This is a genomic window from Pseudomonas sp. ICMP22404 (genome assembly GCF_006227205.1).
In the GTDB taxonomy this organism is placed as follows: Bacteria; Pseudomonadota; Gammaproteobacteria; order Pseudomonadales; family Pseudomonadaceae; genus Aquipseudomonas.
On the sequence record NZ_VCNG01000005.1, the window covers coordinates 128,553 to 144,759 of the forward strand.

Sequence of the window (16,207 nt, forward strand, 5' to 3'; positions counted from 1 at the left end):
CTCTGCCGTTAACCTTCGCGGCGGAGAGTCGATCGGACAGTCGCTGCCCTCTATGAGAATTAGAGGGGGGAGGAAAGTCCGGGCTCCATAGGGCGAAGTGCCAGGTAATGCCTGGGAGGCGTGAGCCTACGGAAAGTGCCACAGAAAATAACCGCCTAAGCGTTTCGGCGCCGGTAAGGGTGAAAAGGTGCGGTAAGAGCGCACCGCACGGCTGGCAACAGTTCGTGGCTAGGTAAACCCCACTTGGAGCAAGACCAAATAGGGTCCCAAGGCGTGGCCCGCGCTGGGACCGGGTAGGTTGCTAAAGATGTCCAGTGATGGCCATCGTAGACGAATGACTGTTCACGACAGAACCCGGCTTACAGATCGACTCTCCACCTTTTCCCCTCCTGCCGAAATCACTGGCAGACGCATTTCCTAAGACCAAAAAAATCTTACTCTTAACAAATCACTTTAACTTGTGAGCGCAGCTTCCTGTGGTTGCTCGGGTTGAGGTGAAAAATCCTACGTCAGATTCTTGTTGGTCCTCCTGAAACGCTCCTAAATCTCCGATCTATAAGGCTTTTCCTTCAATCCGCGCCTTGACGGTGCGGTAGGCGCATTCCTATAGTGTGCGCGAGTGGAGGAAAGTGGCATGAAGTGGGTTTTTTGGACGTAAAACGCTAGATTTTGGAGAAACGCTGACGTGTTTCGCGGAGCCAACGCTATCAGTCTCGATGCAAAGGGCCGTCTCGCCATGCCGAGCCGGTACCGTGACGAGCTCGTTTCGCGTAGTTCCGGTCAGTTGATCGTCACGATCGATGCCGTTGACCCCTGTCTATGTGTCTACCCGTTGGATGAATGGGAAATCATCGAAACCAAACTGCGCGCACTGCCTTCGCTGCGTGAAGAAAACCGCAGGCTGCAACGCTTGCTGATCGGTAATGCCGTCGACCTGGAGCTCGATGGCAGCGGTCGTTTCCTGGTTCCGCCGCGCCTTCGCGAGTACGCCAAGCTGGACAAGCGCGCGATGCTGGTGGGCCAACTGAACAAGTTCCAACTGTGGGACGAAGATGCCTGGAATGCGGTTTCCGCCGCCGACCTCGCTGCTATTCAACAACCGGGCGCCATGCCCGATGAACTGCGTGATTTGATCCTGTGACTATAAATAGCGGCTTTAACCACATCACCGTACTGCTTGACGAGGCCGTCGAGGCCCTCGCCGTACGTCCTGATGGCTGCTATCTGGACGGCACGTTCGGGCGCGGTGGGCACAGCCGGCTGATTCTCAGCCAGCTCGGTCCGGATGGCCGGCTGCTGGGATTCGACAAGGACCCTCAAGCGATTGCCACCGGGCAAGCGCTGGCGGCCGAAGACGGCCGCTTTGTCATTGTGCAGCGCAGCTTTGCGGAACTGGGGTCGGAGGTCGCCGAACGGGGTCTGGCCGGCAAGGTCAGCGGGATCCTGCTCGACTTGGGCGTCTCTTCGCCGCAGTTGGACGATCCTGAGCGCGGCTTCAGTTTCCTCAATGATGGCCCGCTGGACATGCGCATGGATCCGTCTCGCGGAATCAGCGCCGCCGAATTCGTCAACACCGCTGCGGTGGAAGAAATCGCCCGTGTCTTCAAGGAGTACGGCGAAGAGCGTTTCTCCGGGCGCATGGCGCGCGCCGTCGTGGAGCGCCGTGACATCAAGCCATTCGAGCGCACCGGCGACCTGGCCGAAGTGCTGAAAGTCGCCAACCCGGCGTGGGAGAAAGGCAAGAACCCGGCGACCCGTGCCTTCCAGGGTTTGCGCATCCACGTCAATAACGAACTGGGCGACCTCGAGGCCGGCCTTGACGCCGCCCTGGAAGCGCTGGAGATCGGCGGTCGCCTGGTGGTGATCAGCTTCCATTCCCTGGAAGACCGCATCGTCAAGCTGTTCATGCGCAAACTCACCAAGGGCGAGGCCGACAACCTGCCGCGCAACCTGCCGGTGCGTTTCGAGGCCTTCGTGCCGAAAATCAAGATCCATGGCAAGGCGCAGTTCGCCTCCGAGGCGGAGCTCAAGGCCAATCCCCGCGCTCGTAGCGCCGTCATGCGTGTTGCGGAGAAGTTGCGGTGAGCAAGCTCTTCGCCAAGCCCCTGCCGGGCGGCAGCTTTTTCATGCTGCTGCTGTTTATCGGCGTGCTCGTGTCGGCCATCGGCGTGTCCTATAGCGCGCACTGGAACCGGCAGCTGCTCAATACGCTTTATAACGAACTGAGCGTGCGCGACAAGGCACAGGCCGAGTGGGGCCGGTTGATCCTGGAGCAGAGCACCTGGACGGCCCATAGTCGCATCGAAGTATTGGCCACCGAACAGCTGAAAATGCGCATCCCGAATGCTGCCGAAGTGCAGATGGTGGCGCCATGATGAAGCTCGAGGGGGCGCTGTTCCCGTGGCGGTTCCGTCTGGTCCTGGGGTTGCTCGGGATCATGGTGGCGGCCATCTCCTGGCGCATCATCGACCTGCAAGTGGTCGACCGTGACTTCCTCAAGGGGCAGGGCGATGCTCGCAGCGTGCGTCATATCCCGATCCCGGCCCACCGTGGCCTGATCACCGACCGCAATGGCGAACCCCTGGCCGTGAGTACTCCGGTGACCACTTTGTGGGCGAACGCCAAGGAAATGCAGCTGGCCAAGGAAAAATGGCCGGCCTTGGCCGCCGCGCTCGGGCAGGACCCCAAGGCCCTGGCCGAACGCCTGGAAGCCCAGGCCAACAAGGAATTCATCTATCTGGTGCGCGGCTTGACGCCCGAGCAGGGCCAGAGCGTGCTCGACCTGAAAGTGCCGGGCGTCTATGGCATCGAAGAGTTCCGGCGCTTTTATCCGGCCGGTGAAGTGACGGCCCACATGGTCGGCTTTACCGATATCGATGACCGGGGGCGCGAAGGTGTGGAACTGGCTTATGACGAATGGCTCGCCGGGGTCGCCGGCAAGCGCCAGGTCATCAAGGATCGGCGCGGCAGGCTGATCAAGGATGTCCAGGTCACCAAAAACGCCAAGGCCGGCAAGCCCTTGGCGTTGTCCATTGATCTGCGCCTGCAATACCTGGCCAACCGCGAACTGCGCAATGCCATCGTCGAGAACGGTGCCAAGGCAGGCAGCCTGGTGATCATGGACGTGAAGACCGGCGAGATCCTGGCCATGGTCAACCAGCCCACCTACAACCCGAACAACCGCCGCAACCTGCAACCGGCGATGATGCGCAACCGCGCGATGATCGACGTGTTCGAGCCGGGTTCGACCATGAAGGCCGTTTCCATGGCCGCCGCGCTGGAAACCGGGCGCTGGAAGCCGAGCGACACCGTCGAGGTGTATCCGGGGACCCTGCAGATCGGCAAGTACACCATTCGCGACGTGTCCAAGACCGAAGGCCCGGTGCTCGACCTGACCGGCATCCTGATCAACTCCAGTAACGTCGGCATGAGCAAGATCGCCTTCGACATCGGCGGTGAGACCATCTATCGCCTGGCGCAGAAGATCGGGCTCGGCCAGGACACCGGCCTGGGCTTCCCTGGCGAGCGTGTCGGCAACCTGCCGAACTATCGCGAATGGCGCAAGGCCGAGACGGCAACCCTGTCCTACGGCTACGGGGTTTCCGTGACGGCGATCCAGTTGGTCCACGCGTTCTCGGCGTTGGCCAACAACGGCCGCATCGCGCCGCTGACCCTGATCAAGACCGACAAGCCGCCGCAGACCACCCAGGTGATCCCCGAGAAGGTCGCCAAGACCATGCAGGGCATGTTGCAGCAGGTCATCGAGGCGCCGCGTGGCGTCTTCCGCGCACAGGTGCCGGCCTACCACGTCGCAGGCAAGTCGGGTACGGCTCGCAAGACCTCCGTGGGGACCAAGGGCTATGCCGAGAACTCCTACCGTTCGCTGTTCGCTGGCTTCGGGCCGATGAGTGACCCGCGCTACGCCATCGTGGTGGTCATCGACGAGCCGAGCAAGGCGGGCTACTTCGGTGGCCTGGTGTCGGCGCCGGTATTCAGCAAGGTCATGTCCGGCACCCTGCGCCTGATGAACGTCACCCCGGACAACCTGCCGCCCACCCAGCAGGCGAGCACTGCACCGGTCGTCCCTTTGAAAGCTGATGGAGGGCGTGGCTGATGTCCCTGAGCCTGAACAAGATTTTTGCCCACGCCGGTCACGATCTGCTGATTCGCGAACTGGCCCTGGACAGCCGCAATGTCCGCGCCGGGGACCTGTTCCTGGCGGTGCCGGGCGGACGGTACGACGGCCGCGCCCACATCGCCGATGCCTTGCAACGCGGCGCGGCTGCCGTGGCGTATGAGGTGGAAGGTGCGACTGTGTTGCCAATCACCGACGTGCCGCTGATTCCGGTCAAGGGCCTCGCGGCGCAGTTATCGGACATCGCCGGGCGCTTTTATGGCGAGCCTAGCCGTCACCTGAACCTGATTGGCGTGACCGGCACCAACGGCAAGACCAGCGTCACCCAATTGGTGGCCCAGGCGCTGGACCTGTTGGGGCAGCACTGCGGCATTGTCGGGACGCTGGGCAACGGTTTCCACGGTGCGCTGGTGAGCGGCCTGCACACCACGCCAAACCCGATTGCCGTGCAGGCGACCCTGGCCGACCTGAAAAAGGCCGGTGCCAAGGCTGTCGCGATGGAAGTCTCCTCCCATGGCCTGGACCAGGGGCGCGTCACCGCCCTGGCGTTCGACATCGCCGTATTGACCAATCTGTCCCGGGATCACCTGGACTATCACGGCAGCATGCAGGCCTATGGCGAAGCCAAGGCCAAGCTGTTTGCCTGGAACAACCTGAAGTGCCGGGTCATCAACCTCGACGATGAGTTCGGCCGGCAATTGGCGGCCAATCAGGGCGAGTCCCGGTTGATCACCTACAGCCTCGAAGATGCCGGCGCCCACCTTTATGTACGCCAGGCGCAATTCGACGACGAGGGCGTGCGAGCCACGCTGGTCACGCCACAGGGCGAGCACCATCTGCGCAGCACTTTGCTGGGGCGTTTCAACCTGAGCAACGTATTGGCCGCCATCGGCGCCTTGCTGGGGTTGGACTACGCGCTGGATGAAATCCTCAAGATCCTGCCGAAGCTCGAAGGCCCGGCCGGTCGCATGCAGCGCCTGGGTGGTGGTACTCAACCGCTGGTGGTGGTCGATTACGCCCACACCCCCGACGCCCTGGAAAAAGTCCTGATGGCCTTGCGGCCTCACGCCAAAGGCAAATTGCTCTGCCTGTTCGGCTGCGGTGGCGACCGCGATCGCGGCAAGCGCCCGCTGATGGCCGAAGTGGTGGAGCGGTTGGCCGATGGTGTACTCGTCACCGACGACAACCCCCGCAGCGAAGACCCGATGCAGATTTTCGATGACATCCGTGCCGGGTTCTCGGCGGCGGACAAGGTGACCTTCGTCGCCGGTCGCGGCCAGGCGATTGCCCAGTTGATCGCCAGCGCTTCGGCGGACGATGTGGTCGTCCTGGCTGGCAAGGGGCACGAGGATTACCAGGAAATCAACGGCGTGCGCCATGGCTTCTCCGATCTGGTCGAGGCCGATCACGCCTTGACCGCCTGGGAGGTGGCCCATGCTTAAAGCCTTGAAACTCAGCGAACTGACCGGCGCCCTGAATGCGCGTCTCATCGCGGCGGATGCCTGTTTCGACGGCGTCAGCATCGACAGCCGGGCCATTGCCCCGGGACAACTGTTCGTCGCCTTGGCCGGACCGCGTTTTGACGGCCACGATTATCTGAATGATGTGGCGGCCAAAGGTGCGGTCGCGGCATTGGTCGAGCGCGAAGTCACCAACAGTGCGCTGCCACAGCTGCTGGTGGGCGACACCCGCCAGGCCCTGGGCCAGCTCGGCGCACTGAACCGTGCAGCATTCGGCAATCCGGTCGCGGCCATCACCGGTTCCAGCGGCAAGACCACGGTCAAGGAAATGCTCGCCAGCATCCTGCGTACTCGTGGTCTGGTGCTGGCGACCCGGGGCAACCTGAACAATGACCTCGGCGTACCGTTGACCCTGCTCGAACTGGCGCCGGAGCACAGCGCCGCCGTCATCGAACTGGGTGCCTCGCGGCTCGGCGAGATCGCCTACACCGTGGGCATGACCAAGCCTCACGTCGCCGTGCTCAACAACGCAGGGACCGCCCATGTTGGCGAGTTCGGTGGCCCGGAAAAAATCGTCGAGGCCAAGGGCGAGATCATCGAGGGGCTTGAGGCCGATGGCGTCGCCGTGCTGAATCTCGACGACAAGGCGTTCGAAATCTGGAAGGCGCGGGCGGGTGAGCGCAAGGTGCTGACGTTTGCCTTGAGCAACCTCGCCGCGAACTTCTACGCCAGCGACCTGGACCGCGATGCCCGCGGTTGCCCGGCCTTCAACCTGCACAGTCCCGACGGTGCAGAGCGGGTCCAGTTGAACCTGCTCGGCACCCATAACGTCGCCAACGCCCTGGCTGCCGCCGCCGCCGCCCATGCGCTGGGCGTGTCCCTTCCAGGCATCGTCGCAGGCTTGAACGCCGTGCAACCGGTCAAGGGGCGCACGGTGGCGCAACTGGCCAGCAACGGCATGCGGGTGATCGACGACACCTACAATGCCAACCCGACGTCCATGTGTGCGGCGGTGGATATCCTCGCCGGTTTTTCCGGCCGCACCGTGCTGGTGCTGGGAGATATCGGCGAATTGGGAGAGTGGGCGCGACAGGGGCACCACGATGTCGGAGCCTATGCCCGTGGCAAGGTCGACGCGTTGTATGCCGTCGGTCCGATGATGGCCCACGCCGTCGCCGCGTTTGGCGAGCACGCACAGCATTTCACCACTCAGGCCGACCTGATCCAGGCCCTGGGTGCCGAGCAAGACCCGAACACCACCTTATTGATCAAGGGCTCTCGTAGCGCAGCGATGGAAAACATCGTCGCGGCGCTGTGCGGCACCCGTACGGAGAAACATTAATGCTGCTGCTGCTAGCGGAGTACCTGCAACAGTTCTACAAAGGCTTCGCGGTCTTCCAATACCTGACCCTGCGCGGGATCCTGGGTGTGTTGACCGCGCTGTCGTTGTCGCTGTTCCTGGGCCCGTGGATGATCCGCACCCTGCAGAACCTGCAAATCGGCCAGTCGGTGCGTAACGACGGTCCGCAGTCGCACCTGTCCAAATCCGGCACCCCGACCATGGGTGGCGCGTTGATCCTGTCGTCCATCGGCGTCAGCACCTTGCTCTGGGCCGACCTGGCCAATCGCTATGTCTGGACCGTGCTGCTGGTGACCCTGTTGTTCGGCGCCATCGGCTGGGTGGACGACTACCGCAAGGTCATCGAGAAAAACTCCCGCGGGCTGCCGAGCCGCTGGAAATATTTCTGGCAGTCGGTGTTCGGCCTGGGCGCGGCGATCTTCCTTTATATGACCGCCGCCTCGCCGGTGGAAACCACCCTGATCCTGCCGATGCTCAAGGACTACAGCATTCCGCTGGGCGCGGGCTTCGTCGTGCTGACCTACCTGGTGATCGTCGGTTCGAGCAACGCTGTCAACCTCACGGATGGTCTCGATGGCCTGGCGATCATGCCAACGGTCATGGTCGGCGGCGCGCTGGGGATCTTCTGCTACCTGTCGGGCAACGTGAAGTTCGCCGAATACCTGCTGATCCCCTACGTGCCTGGGGCGGGTGAGTTGATCGTGTTCTGCGGCGCGTTGATCGGCGCCGGCCTGGGTTTCCTCTGGTTCAACACCTATCCGGCCCAGGTATTCATGGGCGACGTCGGCGCGCTGGCGCTGGGCGCGGCCCTGGGCACCATTGCCGTCATCGTTCGCCAGGAAATCGTCCTGTTCATCATGGGCGGCGTGTTCGTGATGGAGACCCTGTCAGTGGTCATTCAGGTTGCGTCCTTTAAATTGACCGGCCGCCGCGTATTCCGCATGGCGCCGATCCACCACCATTTTGAACTCAAGGGCTGGCCCGAGCCGCGCGTGATCGTCCGTTTCTGGATCATCACCGTGATTCTGGTGCTGATCGGCCTTGCCACCCTGAAGCTGAGGTAGAACGAGTGTCCCTGATCGCTTCTGACCACTTCCGCATCGTTGTCGGCCTCGGCAAGAGCGGCATGTCCCTGGTTCGCTTCCTGGCGAGCCGGGGCGTGTCGTTTGCCGTGGCCGATACGCGGGAGAATCCGCCTGAGCTGGCCACGCTGCGGCGTGACTATCCGCAGGTGGACGTGCGTTGTGGCGAGCTGGACGTCGAATTCCTGTGCCGCGCCGACGAGCTCTACGTGAGCCCCGGCCTGGCCCTGGCGACGCCGGCCCTGCAGGCCGCTGCTGCCCGTGGCGTGAAATTGTCCGGTGATATCGAGCTGTTCGCGCGTAACGCCAAGGCGCCGATCATCGCCATCAGCGGCTCCAATGCGAAAAGCACCGTCACCACCCTGGTGGGCGAAATGGCCGCGGCGGCCGGCAAGCGGGTCGCCGTGGGCGGCAACCTCGGAACCCCGGCGCTGGACCTGCTCAGCGACGACGTCGAGTTGTACGTGATGGAGCTGTCGAGCTTCCAGCTCGAGACCACCGATCATCTCGGCGCCGAAGTGGCGACCGTGCTCAACATCAGCGAAGACCACATGGACCGCTACAGCGGCCTGCCGGCCTATCACTTGGCCAAGCACCGGATTTTCCGGGGTGCCCGGCAAGTGGTATTCAACCGCCAGGACGCCCTGACCCGTCCGCTGCTGGGCGAGGGCATGCCATGCTGGTCCTTCGGCCTCGGCGTACCGGACTTCAAGGGCTTCGGGTTGCGGGAAGAGAACGGCGAGAAATACCTGGCCTTCGAATTCCAGAACCTGATGCCGGTGCGCGAGCTGAAGATCCGGGGTGCCCACAACCAGGCCAACGCGTTGGCGGCCCTGGCCCTTGGGCATGCGGTCGGCCTGCCGTTCGACGCCATGCTGTCGGCGCTGCGTACCTTCGCCGGTCTCGAACACCGCTGCCAGTGGGTTCGCGACCTGGATGGCGTGGCCTGGTACAACGATTCCAAGGCCACCAATGTGGGGGCCGCGCTGGCCGCCATCGAGGGCCTGGGAGCAGACATCGAGGGCAAGCTCGTGCTGATCGCCGGTGGCGACGGCAAGGGGGCCGACTTCAAGGACCTGCGCGATCCGGTAGCGGCCAACTGCCGCGCCGTGGTGCTGATGGGACGTGACCGCGAGCTGATCGCCGAGGCCATCGGCGACGGCGTTCCGCTGGTTCGTGTCGCTTCGCTGGACGAGGCTGTGCAGCAATGCCGTGCCCTCGCTCAGCCGGGCGATGCCGTCCTGCTGTCGCCGGCCTGTGCCAGTTTCGACATGTTCAAGAACTACGAAGAGCGTGGGCAGTTGTTCGCCCGGGCCGCGGAGGACTTGGCATGAGCCTGAGAAACGTCATCAAGCCGTATCCGTCGCCGCTGATCACCGGGCGTGGCATCGACCTGGATTTCCCGATGCTCGCCGGCTGCCTGGCATTGCTCGGCCTGGGTCTGGTGATGATCACTTCCGCGTCGTCGGAAGTGGCTGCCGTGCAATCCGGCAACACCCTGTACCACATGATCCGCCACCTGGTTTACCTGGTGATCGGCCTGGGCGCCTGCGTCGTCACCATGATGGTGCCGATCGCCACCTGGCAGCGCCTGGGCTGGATGATGCTGCTCGGCGCCTTTGGCCTGCTGGTGATGGTGCTGGTGCCGGGTATTGGCCGCGAGGTCAACGGCTCGATGCGCTGGATCGGTTTCAGTTTCTTCAACGTACAGCCTTCGGAAATCGCCAAGGTCTTTGTGGTGCTTTTCCTCGCTGGTTATCTGGTGCGTCGCCAGAAAGAAGTGCGCGAGAGCTGGATGGGCTTCTTCAAGCCATTCATCGTATTGCTGCCCATGGCGGGCCTGCTGCTGATGGAGCCCGACTTCGGCGCCACGGTGGTGATGATGGGCGCGGCGGCGGCCATGCTGTTCCTGGGCGGGGTCGGGCTGTTCCGCTTCATTCTGATGGTGGCGCTTGCGGTGGCTGCCGTGACAGTGCTGGTACAGGCGCAACCCTATCGGATGGCGCGCCTGATCACCTTTACCGACCCGTGGGCCGACCAGTTCGGTTCCGGTTATCAATTGACCCAGGCGCTGATCGCTTTCGGGCGCGGCGAATGGCTGGGCGTAGGCCTGGGCAACAGCGTGCAGAAACAGTTCTACCTGCCGGAAGCCCACACCGACTTCGTGTTCTCGGTGCTGGCCGAAGAACTGGGCGTGGTGGGGTCGTTGTGCACCGTGGCCCTGTTCGTGTTTGTCTGCGTGCGTGGCATGTACATCGGTTTGTGGGCCGAGAAGGCCAAGCAGTTCTTCGCCGCTTATGTGGCCTACGGTCTGTCGTTCCTGTGGATTGGTCAGTTCCTGATCAACATCGGTGTGAACGTCGGCCTGCTGCCGACCAAGGGCCTGACGCTGCCGTTCCTCAGTTATGGCGGCAGCTCCCTGGTGATCTGCTGTGCCTGCCTCGGTTTGCTGTTGCGCATCGAATGGGAGAGCCGGACGCACCTGGGCAGCGAAGAGATGGAATTCCAGGAGAGCGACTTCGCCGAGGAGCCGACTCATGGGCGCTAACGTGCTGATCATGGCCGGCGGCACCGGCGGGCATGTCTTCCCGGCGTTGGCCTGTGCCCGGGAGTTCCAGGCGCGCGGCTACACCGTGCATTGGCTGGGCACGCCACGAGGCATCGAGAATGAACTGGTTCCCGGTGCGGGTCTGGAATTGCACCGGATCAATGCCAGCGGCCTGCGGGGTAAGGGCAAGCTGTCCTTGCTCAAGGCCCCGCTGATGTTGCTCAAGTCGGTCTGGCAGGCGCGGGCGATCATTCGTCGGCTGCGGCCGGTCTGCGTGGTCGGGTTCGGTGGTTATGTGACTGGTCCGGGCGGTGTCGCGGCGAAACTGGCCGGCGTGCCGGTGATCGTTCACGAACAGAACGCCGTCGCCGGTACCGCCAATCGGTTACTGGTGCCGTTGGCCGCCCGGGTCTGTGAAGCCTTTCCCGACACCTTTACCCTGTCGGGCAGCCGCCGCACCACCGGTAATCCGGTGCGTACCGAGCTGTTTCTCGATACCCCGCGCCCGACCCTGGTCGGACGCAAAGCGCGTTTGCTGGTCCTGGGTGGGAGCCTGGGGGCAGAGCCGTTGAACAAATTGCTGCCCGAAGCCTTGTCGCAGGTCGCTTCCGAACTGCGGCCGGAAGTCTTTCACCAGGCCGGCAAGCACCACGATGAAGTGACCGCCGAGCGCTACCGCGCCGCAGGCGTCGAGGCGCAAGTGCAGCCGTTCATCAAAGACATGGCCCAAGCCTATGGCTGGGCCGACCTGGTGATCTGTCGCGCAGGCGCGCTGACCATCAGTGAACTGGCTGCCGCCGGTCTGCCCTCGATGCTGGTGCCTTTGCCCCACGCCATCGACGATCACCAGACCCGCAATGCCGATTATTTGGCCCGAGAAGGCGCTGCCTTCCTGCTGCCGCAAAGAACGACCGGCGCCGCGGATCTTGCCGCCCGCCTGACAGAGGTCTTGATGCAACCGCAACGACTTGAAGACATGGCCCGCGCCGCGCGCCGCCTGGCCAAACCCGATGCAACGGCCCAAGTGGTCGATACCTGCCTGGAGGTGGCCCATGGTTGAGAATCGCAAAGCCATGCCACAGCCGGAGATGCGCCGCATCCGCCGCATCCACTTCGTCGGTATCGGCGGCGTGGGCATGTGCGGGATCGCCGAAGTGCTGCTGAACCTGGGCTACCAGGTCTCCGGTTCCGACTTGAAGGCTTCCCCGGTTACCGAGCGCCTGGAATCCTTTGGCGCCCAGATCTTTATCGGCCACCGTGCCGAGAACGCCGCCAATGCCGATGTGCTGGTGGTTTCCAGTGCGGTGAACACGTCCAACCCGGAAGTCGCCACCGCCCTGGAACGGCGCATTCCGGTGGTGCCACGTGCCGAGATGCTGGCCGAGCTGATGCGCTATCGCCACGGTATCGCCGTGGCCGGTACCCACGGCAAGACCACCACCACCAGCCTGATCGCCTCGGTGTTCGCTGCCGGCGGCCTGGACCCGACCTTCGTGATCGGCGGTCGTCTGAATGCCGCGGGCACCAATGCCCAACTGGGCACCAGCCGCTACCTGATCGCCGAAGCCGACGAGAGTGACGCGAGCTTCCTGCACCTGCAACCGCTGGTGGCCGTGGTCACCAACATCGACGCCGACCACATGGCGACCTACGGCGGCGACTTCAACAAGTTGAAGAAGACCTTCGTCGAGTTCCTTCACAACCTGCCGTTCTACGGTTTGGCGGTGGTGTGCATGGATGACCCGGTGGTGCGTGAAATCCTGCCGCTGATCAAGCGTCCGACCGTGACCTACGGTTTCGGCGAAGAAGCCGACGTGCGCGCTATCAACGTGCGCCAACAAGGCATGCAGACGTTCTTCACGGTGCTGCGTCCCGACCGCGAACCGCTGGACGTGTCGGTGAACATGCCGGGCAACCACAACGTGCTCAATGCCTTGGCCACCATTTGCATTGCCACCGACGAAGGTGTCAGCGATGAAGCCATCGTCCAGGGGCTGTCCGGCTTCCAGGGCGTGGGTCGACGCTTCCAGGTCTATGGCGAGCTGCCGGTGGACGGCGGCAACGTGATGCTGGTGGACGACTACGGCCACCACCCGACCGAGGTCGCGGCGGTGATCAAGGCCGTGCGCGGTGGTTGGCCGGAGCGCCGCCTGGTGATGGTTTACCAGCCGCACCGCTACAGCCGCACCCGCGACCTGTACGACGATTTCGTCCAGGTCCTGACCGACGCCAACGTGCTGCTGTTGATGGAAGTCTATCCGGCCGGCGAAGAGCCTATCCCGGGCGCCGACAGCCGTCAGCTGTGCCACAGCATCCGCCAGCGCGGTCAACTGGACCCGATCTATATCGAGCGCGGCGTGGACCTCGCGCCGTTGGTCAAGCCGCTGCTGCGCGCCGGCGACATCCTGTTGTGCCAAGGGGCCGGTGACATCGGCGGCCTGGCGCCGAAACTGTTGAAAAGTCCGTTATTCGCCGGTGCCACCGTGGCCTCCAGCGAGGGGAAACTGAAATGACTGCTGCCTACGCCAACCTGGTCTCCACCCTTGACCCGAAAGCCTTCGGCCGCGTCGCCGTGCTGTTCGGTGGCAAGAGCGCCGAGCGCGAGGTGTCCCTCAAGTCCGGCAAGGCCGTGCTCGAAGCCCTGCAAAGCGCCGGCGTCGATGCATTCGGCATCGACGTGGGCGATGACTTCCTGCAGCGCCTGCTGAGCGAAAAGATCGACCGCGCATTCATCATTCTCCATGGTCGCGGCGGCGAAGACGGCAGCATGCAAGGCCTGCTCGAATGCCTGGGCATTCCCTACACCGGCAGCGGCATCCTGGCATCGGCCCTGGCGATGGACAAGCTGCGCACCAAGCAGGTCTGGCACAGCCTCGGCATCCCGACGCCGCGGCATGCCGTGCTGGCGTCCGAGGCCGACTGTATGTCGGCGGCCACGGAACTGGGCTTCCCTTTGATCGTCAAACCGGCCCATGAAGGTTCAAGTATCGGCATGGCGAAAGTGAATTCGCTGCCTGAGTTGACCGCGGCATGGAAAGACGCCAGTTCCTACGATTCGCAAGTGTTGGTCGAGCAATGGATCACCGGTCCCGAGTTCACCATCGCCACCCTGCGTGACCAGGTGTTGCCGCCGATTGCGCTGGGCACGCCCCACACGTTCTACGACTACGACGCCAAGTACGTGGCCAATGACACCCAGTACCGCATTCCCTGCGGGCTGGACAGCACCAAGGAAAAAGAACTGATGGACCTCACGGCCAAGGCCTGTGAGGCGCTGGGTATTGCCGGTTGGGGACGGGCGGACGTGATGCAGGACGCCGAGGGTCAGTTCTGGTTCCTGGAGGTCAACACCGCGCCCGGCATGACCGATCACAGTCTGGTACCGATGGCGGCCCGTGCCGCCGGTCTGGATTTCCAGCAACTGGTGCTGTCGATCCTGGCCGCCAGTGTCGGCAATCAAGAGCCACGAGGTTAAGCCATGCAAGGCGCATCGCTTCGTCATCAGCCATCCGCACCCGGTCGCAAGCCGGTGCCGCGGGGTGCCAGCCGAATGGTGGCCAAAGAGCCGATGTCGGCGCGCTTGCCGAAAGCCAACTTTGGCTTTCTCAAGAGCCTGTTCTGGCCGGTGCTGTTGGTGGCGTTGGGGTTCGGTACGTATGAAGGCGCCCAGCGGTTGCTGCCTTACGCTGACCGGCCGATCGCCCGGATCAACGTCCAGGGCGACCTCAGCTACATCAGCCAGCAGGCGGTGCAGCAGCGGATCGCCCCGTTCGTGGCTTCGAGCTTCTTCACCATCGACCTGGCTGGCATGCGCACGGAACTGGAGCAAATGCCCTGGATTGCCCATGCCGAAGTCCGGCGCGTGTGGCCTGACCAGGTCTCGATCCGCCTGGAAGAACAACTGCCGGTGGCCCGTTGGGGTGACGAGTCGCTGTTGAACAACCAGGGCCAGGCGTTCACGCCGCGGGAACTGGCCAACTACGAACATTTGCCACAGTTGTTCGGCCCGCAGCGGGCCCAGCAGCAGGTGATGCAGCAATACCAGGTGTTGAGCCAGATGCTGCGGCCGTTGGGCTTCTCCATCGCGCGCCTGGAATTGCGCGAGCGCGGCAGCTGGTTCCTGACCACTGGCGCGGGCAGCTCGGGGCCGGGCATCGAGCTGCTGCTCGGTCGCGGCAACCTGGTGGAAAAGATGCGCCGCTTCATCGCCATCTACGACAAGACGCTCAAAGAACAGATTACGAACATCGCGCGCATCGATCTGCGCTACGCCAATGGCCTGGCTGTTGGCTGGCGGGAACCGGTAGCGCCCACGACGGCCCAACCCGCCGTCGCGAAGAATTAAGAAGAGGCAGGACCCATGGCAAACGTGCAAAGCGGAAAAATGATCGTCGGGCTGGATATCGGCACTTCCAAGGTGGTTGCGCTGGTAGGCGAGGTTGCGGACGACGGCACGCTGGTCATCGTCGGGATCGGTACCCATCCGTCCCGTGGCCTGAAGAAAGGTGTGGTGGTGAACATCGAGTCCACCGTGCAATCGATCCAGCGCGCCATCGAAGAAGCGCAGCTGATGGCCGGTTGCCGGATCCACTCGGCGTTCGTCGGCGTGGCGGGTAATCACATCCGCAGCCTGAACTCCCACGGTATCGTCGCGATCCGTGATCGCGAAGTCAGCTCCGCCGACCTCGAGCGCGTGCTCGACGCGGCACAGGCCGTGGCGATTCCGGCCGACCAGCGGGTGCTGCACACCCTGCCGCAGGATTACGTGATCGACAACCAGGAAGGCGTGCGCGAGCCCCTGGGCATGTCCGGCGTGCGCCTGGAAGCCAAGGTCCACGTGGTGACCTGCGCCGTGAACGCTGCGCAGAACATCGAGAAATGCGTGCGCCGTTGCGGCCTGGAAATCGACGACATCATCCTCGAGCAACTGGCTTCGGCCTACTCGGTACTGACCGACGACGAGAAGGAACTGGGCGTGTGCCTGGTGGACATCGGCGGCGGCACCACCGACATCGCGATCTTCACCGAAGGCGCCATTCGCCACACCGCGGTGATCCCGATTGCCGGTGACCAGGTGACCAACGACATCGCCATGGCGTTGCGCACCCCGACCCAGTACGCCGAGGAAATCAAGATCCGCTACGCCTGCGCTCTGGCGAAACTGGCCGGTGCCGGTGAAACCATCAAGGTCCCGAGCGTTGGCGACCGTCCTCCGCGCGAGCTGTCCCGCCAGGCCCTGGCCGAAGTGGTCGAGCCGCGCTACGACGAACTGTTCACGTTGATCCAGGCCGAGCTGCGTCGCAGCGGCTACGAAGACCTGATCCCGGCCGGCATTGTGCTGACCGGTGGTACGTCGAAGATGGAAGGCGCAGTCGAGCTGGCCGAGGAAATCTTCCACATGCCGGTACGCCTGGGTGTGCCCCATGGCGTCAAGGGTCTGGATGACGTGGTGCGCAACCCGATCTATTCCACCGGCGTGGGCCTGTTGATGTACGGCCTGCAGAAGCAGTCCGACGGGATCTCGTTCTCGGGGATCGGCAGCCGCGACAGCTACAACAGCGACGAGCCGAAGGCTCCGCTGTTCGAGCGGCTCCAGGCGTGGGTCAAAGGCAATTTCTGATA

At 63.5% G+C, this 16,207-nt stretch carries 14 protein-coding genes and 1 other RNA gene; all 15 read left to right on the forward strand.

Translation table 11 applies throughout. From position 1 onward, the window contains the following. The first annotated feature begins 24 nt into the window (after positions 1–24). The 15 genes from rnpB (at position 25) to ftsA (ending at position 16,205) form a co-directional block, all read left to right on the forward strand. Positions 25–378, forward strand: an RNA gene (gene rnpB, locus FGE05_RS11310) — RNase P RNA component class A. A 307-nt stretch (positions 379–685) separates the two neighbouring features. Then, positions 686–1,141, forward strand: a complete 456-nt coding sequence (gene mraZ, locus FGE05_RS11315; RefSeq protein ID WP_003205355.1) for a division/cell wall cluster transcriptional repressor MraZ — start codon at positions 686–688, stop codon at positions 1,139–1,141. After that, positions 1,138–2,085, forward strand: coding sequence for a 16S rRNA (cytosine(1402)-N(4))-methyltransferase RsmH (rsmH, locus tag FGE05_RS11320; RefSeq protein ID WP_373682458.1), 948 nt, complete (start codon positions 1,138–1,140; stop codon positions 2,083–2,085). Before mraZ ends, rsmH begins: the two co-directional genes overlap by 4 nt. Then, a complete protein-coding gene (gene ftsL / locus FGE05_RS11325) occupies positions 2,082–2,375 on the forward strand; it encodes a cell division protein FtsL (protein ID WP_041020575.1) in 294 nt (97 codons plus the stop codon). Before rsmH ends, ftsL begins: the two co-directional genes overlap by 4 nt. Then, positions 2,375–4,114 (forward strand): penicillin-binding protein 2, encoded by a 1,740-nt coding sequence (locus tag FGE05_RS11330; protein WP_175364018.1) that lies wholly within the window; start codon positions 2,375–2,377, stop codon positions 4,112–4,114. The genes ftsL and FGE05_RS11330 overlap by 1 nt, the downstream gene beginning before the upstream one ends. Next, complete coding sequence (locus tag FGE05_RS11335) at positions 4,114–5,577, forward strand: UDP-N-acetylmuramoyl-L-alanyl-D-glutamate--2,6-diaminopimelate ligase (protein WP_139644907.1); 1,464 nt, start codon at positions 4,114–4,116, stop codon at positions 5,575–5,577. The genes FGE05_RS11330 and FGE05_RS11335 overlap by 1 nt, the downstream gene beginning before the upstream one ends. Beyond that, positions 5,570–6,937, forward strand: a complete 1,368-nt coding sequence (murF, locus tag FGE05_RS11340; RefSeq protein WP_139644908.1) for a UDP-N-acetylmuramoyl-tripeptide--D-alanyl-D-alanine ligase — start codon at positions 5,570–5,572, stop codon at positions 6,935–6,937. The genes FGE05_RS11335 and murF overlap by 8 nt, the downstream gene beginning before the upstream one ends. Next, a complete protein-coding gene (gene mraY, locus FGE05_RS11345; RefSeq protein ID WP_041020571.1) occupies positions 6,937–8,019 on the forward strand; it encodes a phospho-N-acetylmuramoyl-pentapeptide-transferase in 1,083 nt (360 codons plus the stop codon). The genes murF and mraY overlap by 1 nt, the downstream gene beginning before the upstream one ends. A gap of 5 nt (positions 8,020–8,024) precedes the next feature. Further along, the gene (gene murD, locus FGE05_RS11350; RefSeq protein WP_047701351.1) at positions 8,025–9,371 is read left to right on the forward strand and encodes a UDP-N-acetylmuramoyl-L-alanine--D-glutamate ligase; all 1,347 of its coding nucleotides are present in this window, start codon (positions 8,025–8,027) and stop codon (positions 9,369–9,371) included. Continuing rightward, entirely contained in the window at positions 9,368–10,585 is a 1,218-nt protein-coding gene (gene ftsW / locus FGE05_RS11355; protein WP_041020569.1) for a putative lipid II flippase FtsW, read from the forward strand. Before murD ends, ftsW begins: the two co-directional genes overlap by 4 nt. After that, positions 10,575–11,645 carry an undecaprenyldiphospho-muramoylpentapeptide beta-N-acetylglucosaminyltransferase gene (murG, locus tag FGE05_RS11360; RefSeq protein ID WP_139644910.1) on the forward strand — a complete coding sequence of 357 codons (1,071 nt, stop codon included), beginning with the start codon at positions 10,575–10,577 and terminating at the stop codon, positions 11,643–11,645. The genes ftsW and murG overlap by 11 nt, the downstream gene beginning before the upstream one ends. After that, positions 11,638–13,098, forward strand: coding sequence for a UDP-N-acetylmuramate--L-alanine ligase (gene murC, locus FGE05_RS11365; protein ID WP_139644912.1), 1,461 nt, complete (start codon positions 11,638–11,640; stop codon positions 13,096–13,098). Before murG ends, murC begins: the two co-directional genes overlap by 8 nt. Continuing rightward, entirely contained in the window at positions 13,095–14,060 is a 966-nt protein-coding gene (locus tag FGE05_RS11370) for a D-alanine--D-alanine ligase (RefSeq protein WP_139644914.1), read from the forward strand. The genes murC and FGE05_RS11370 overlap by 4 nt, the downstream gene beginning before the upstream one ends. Positions 14,061–14,063: 3 nt before the next feature. Continuing rightward, the gene (locus FGE05_RS11375; RefSeq protein WP_024781279.1) at positions 14,064–14,930 is read left to right on the forward strand and encodes a cell division protein FtsQ/DivIB; all 867 of its coding nucleotides are present in this window, start codon (positions 14,064–14,066) and stop codon (positions 14,928–14,930) included. Between the two features lie 15 nt (positions 14,931–14,945). Further along, a complete protein-coding gene (gene ftsA / locus FGE05_RS11380) occupies positions 14,946–16,205 on the forward strand; it encodes a cell division protein FtsA (protein ID WP_139644916.1) in 1,260 nt (419 codons plus the stop codon). The last annotated feature ends 2 nt before the right edge of the window (positions 16,206–16,207 follow it).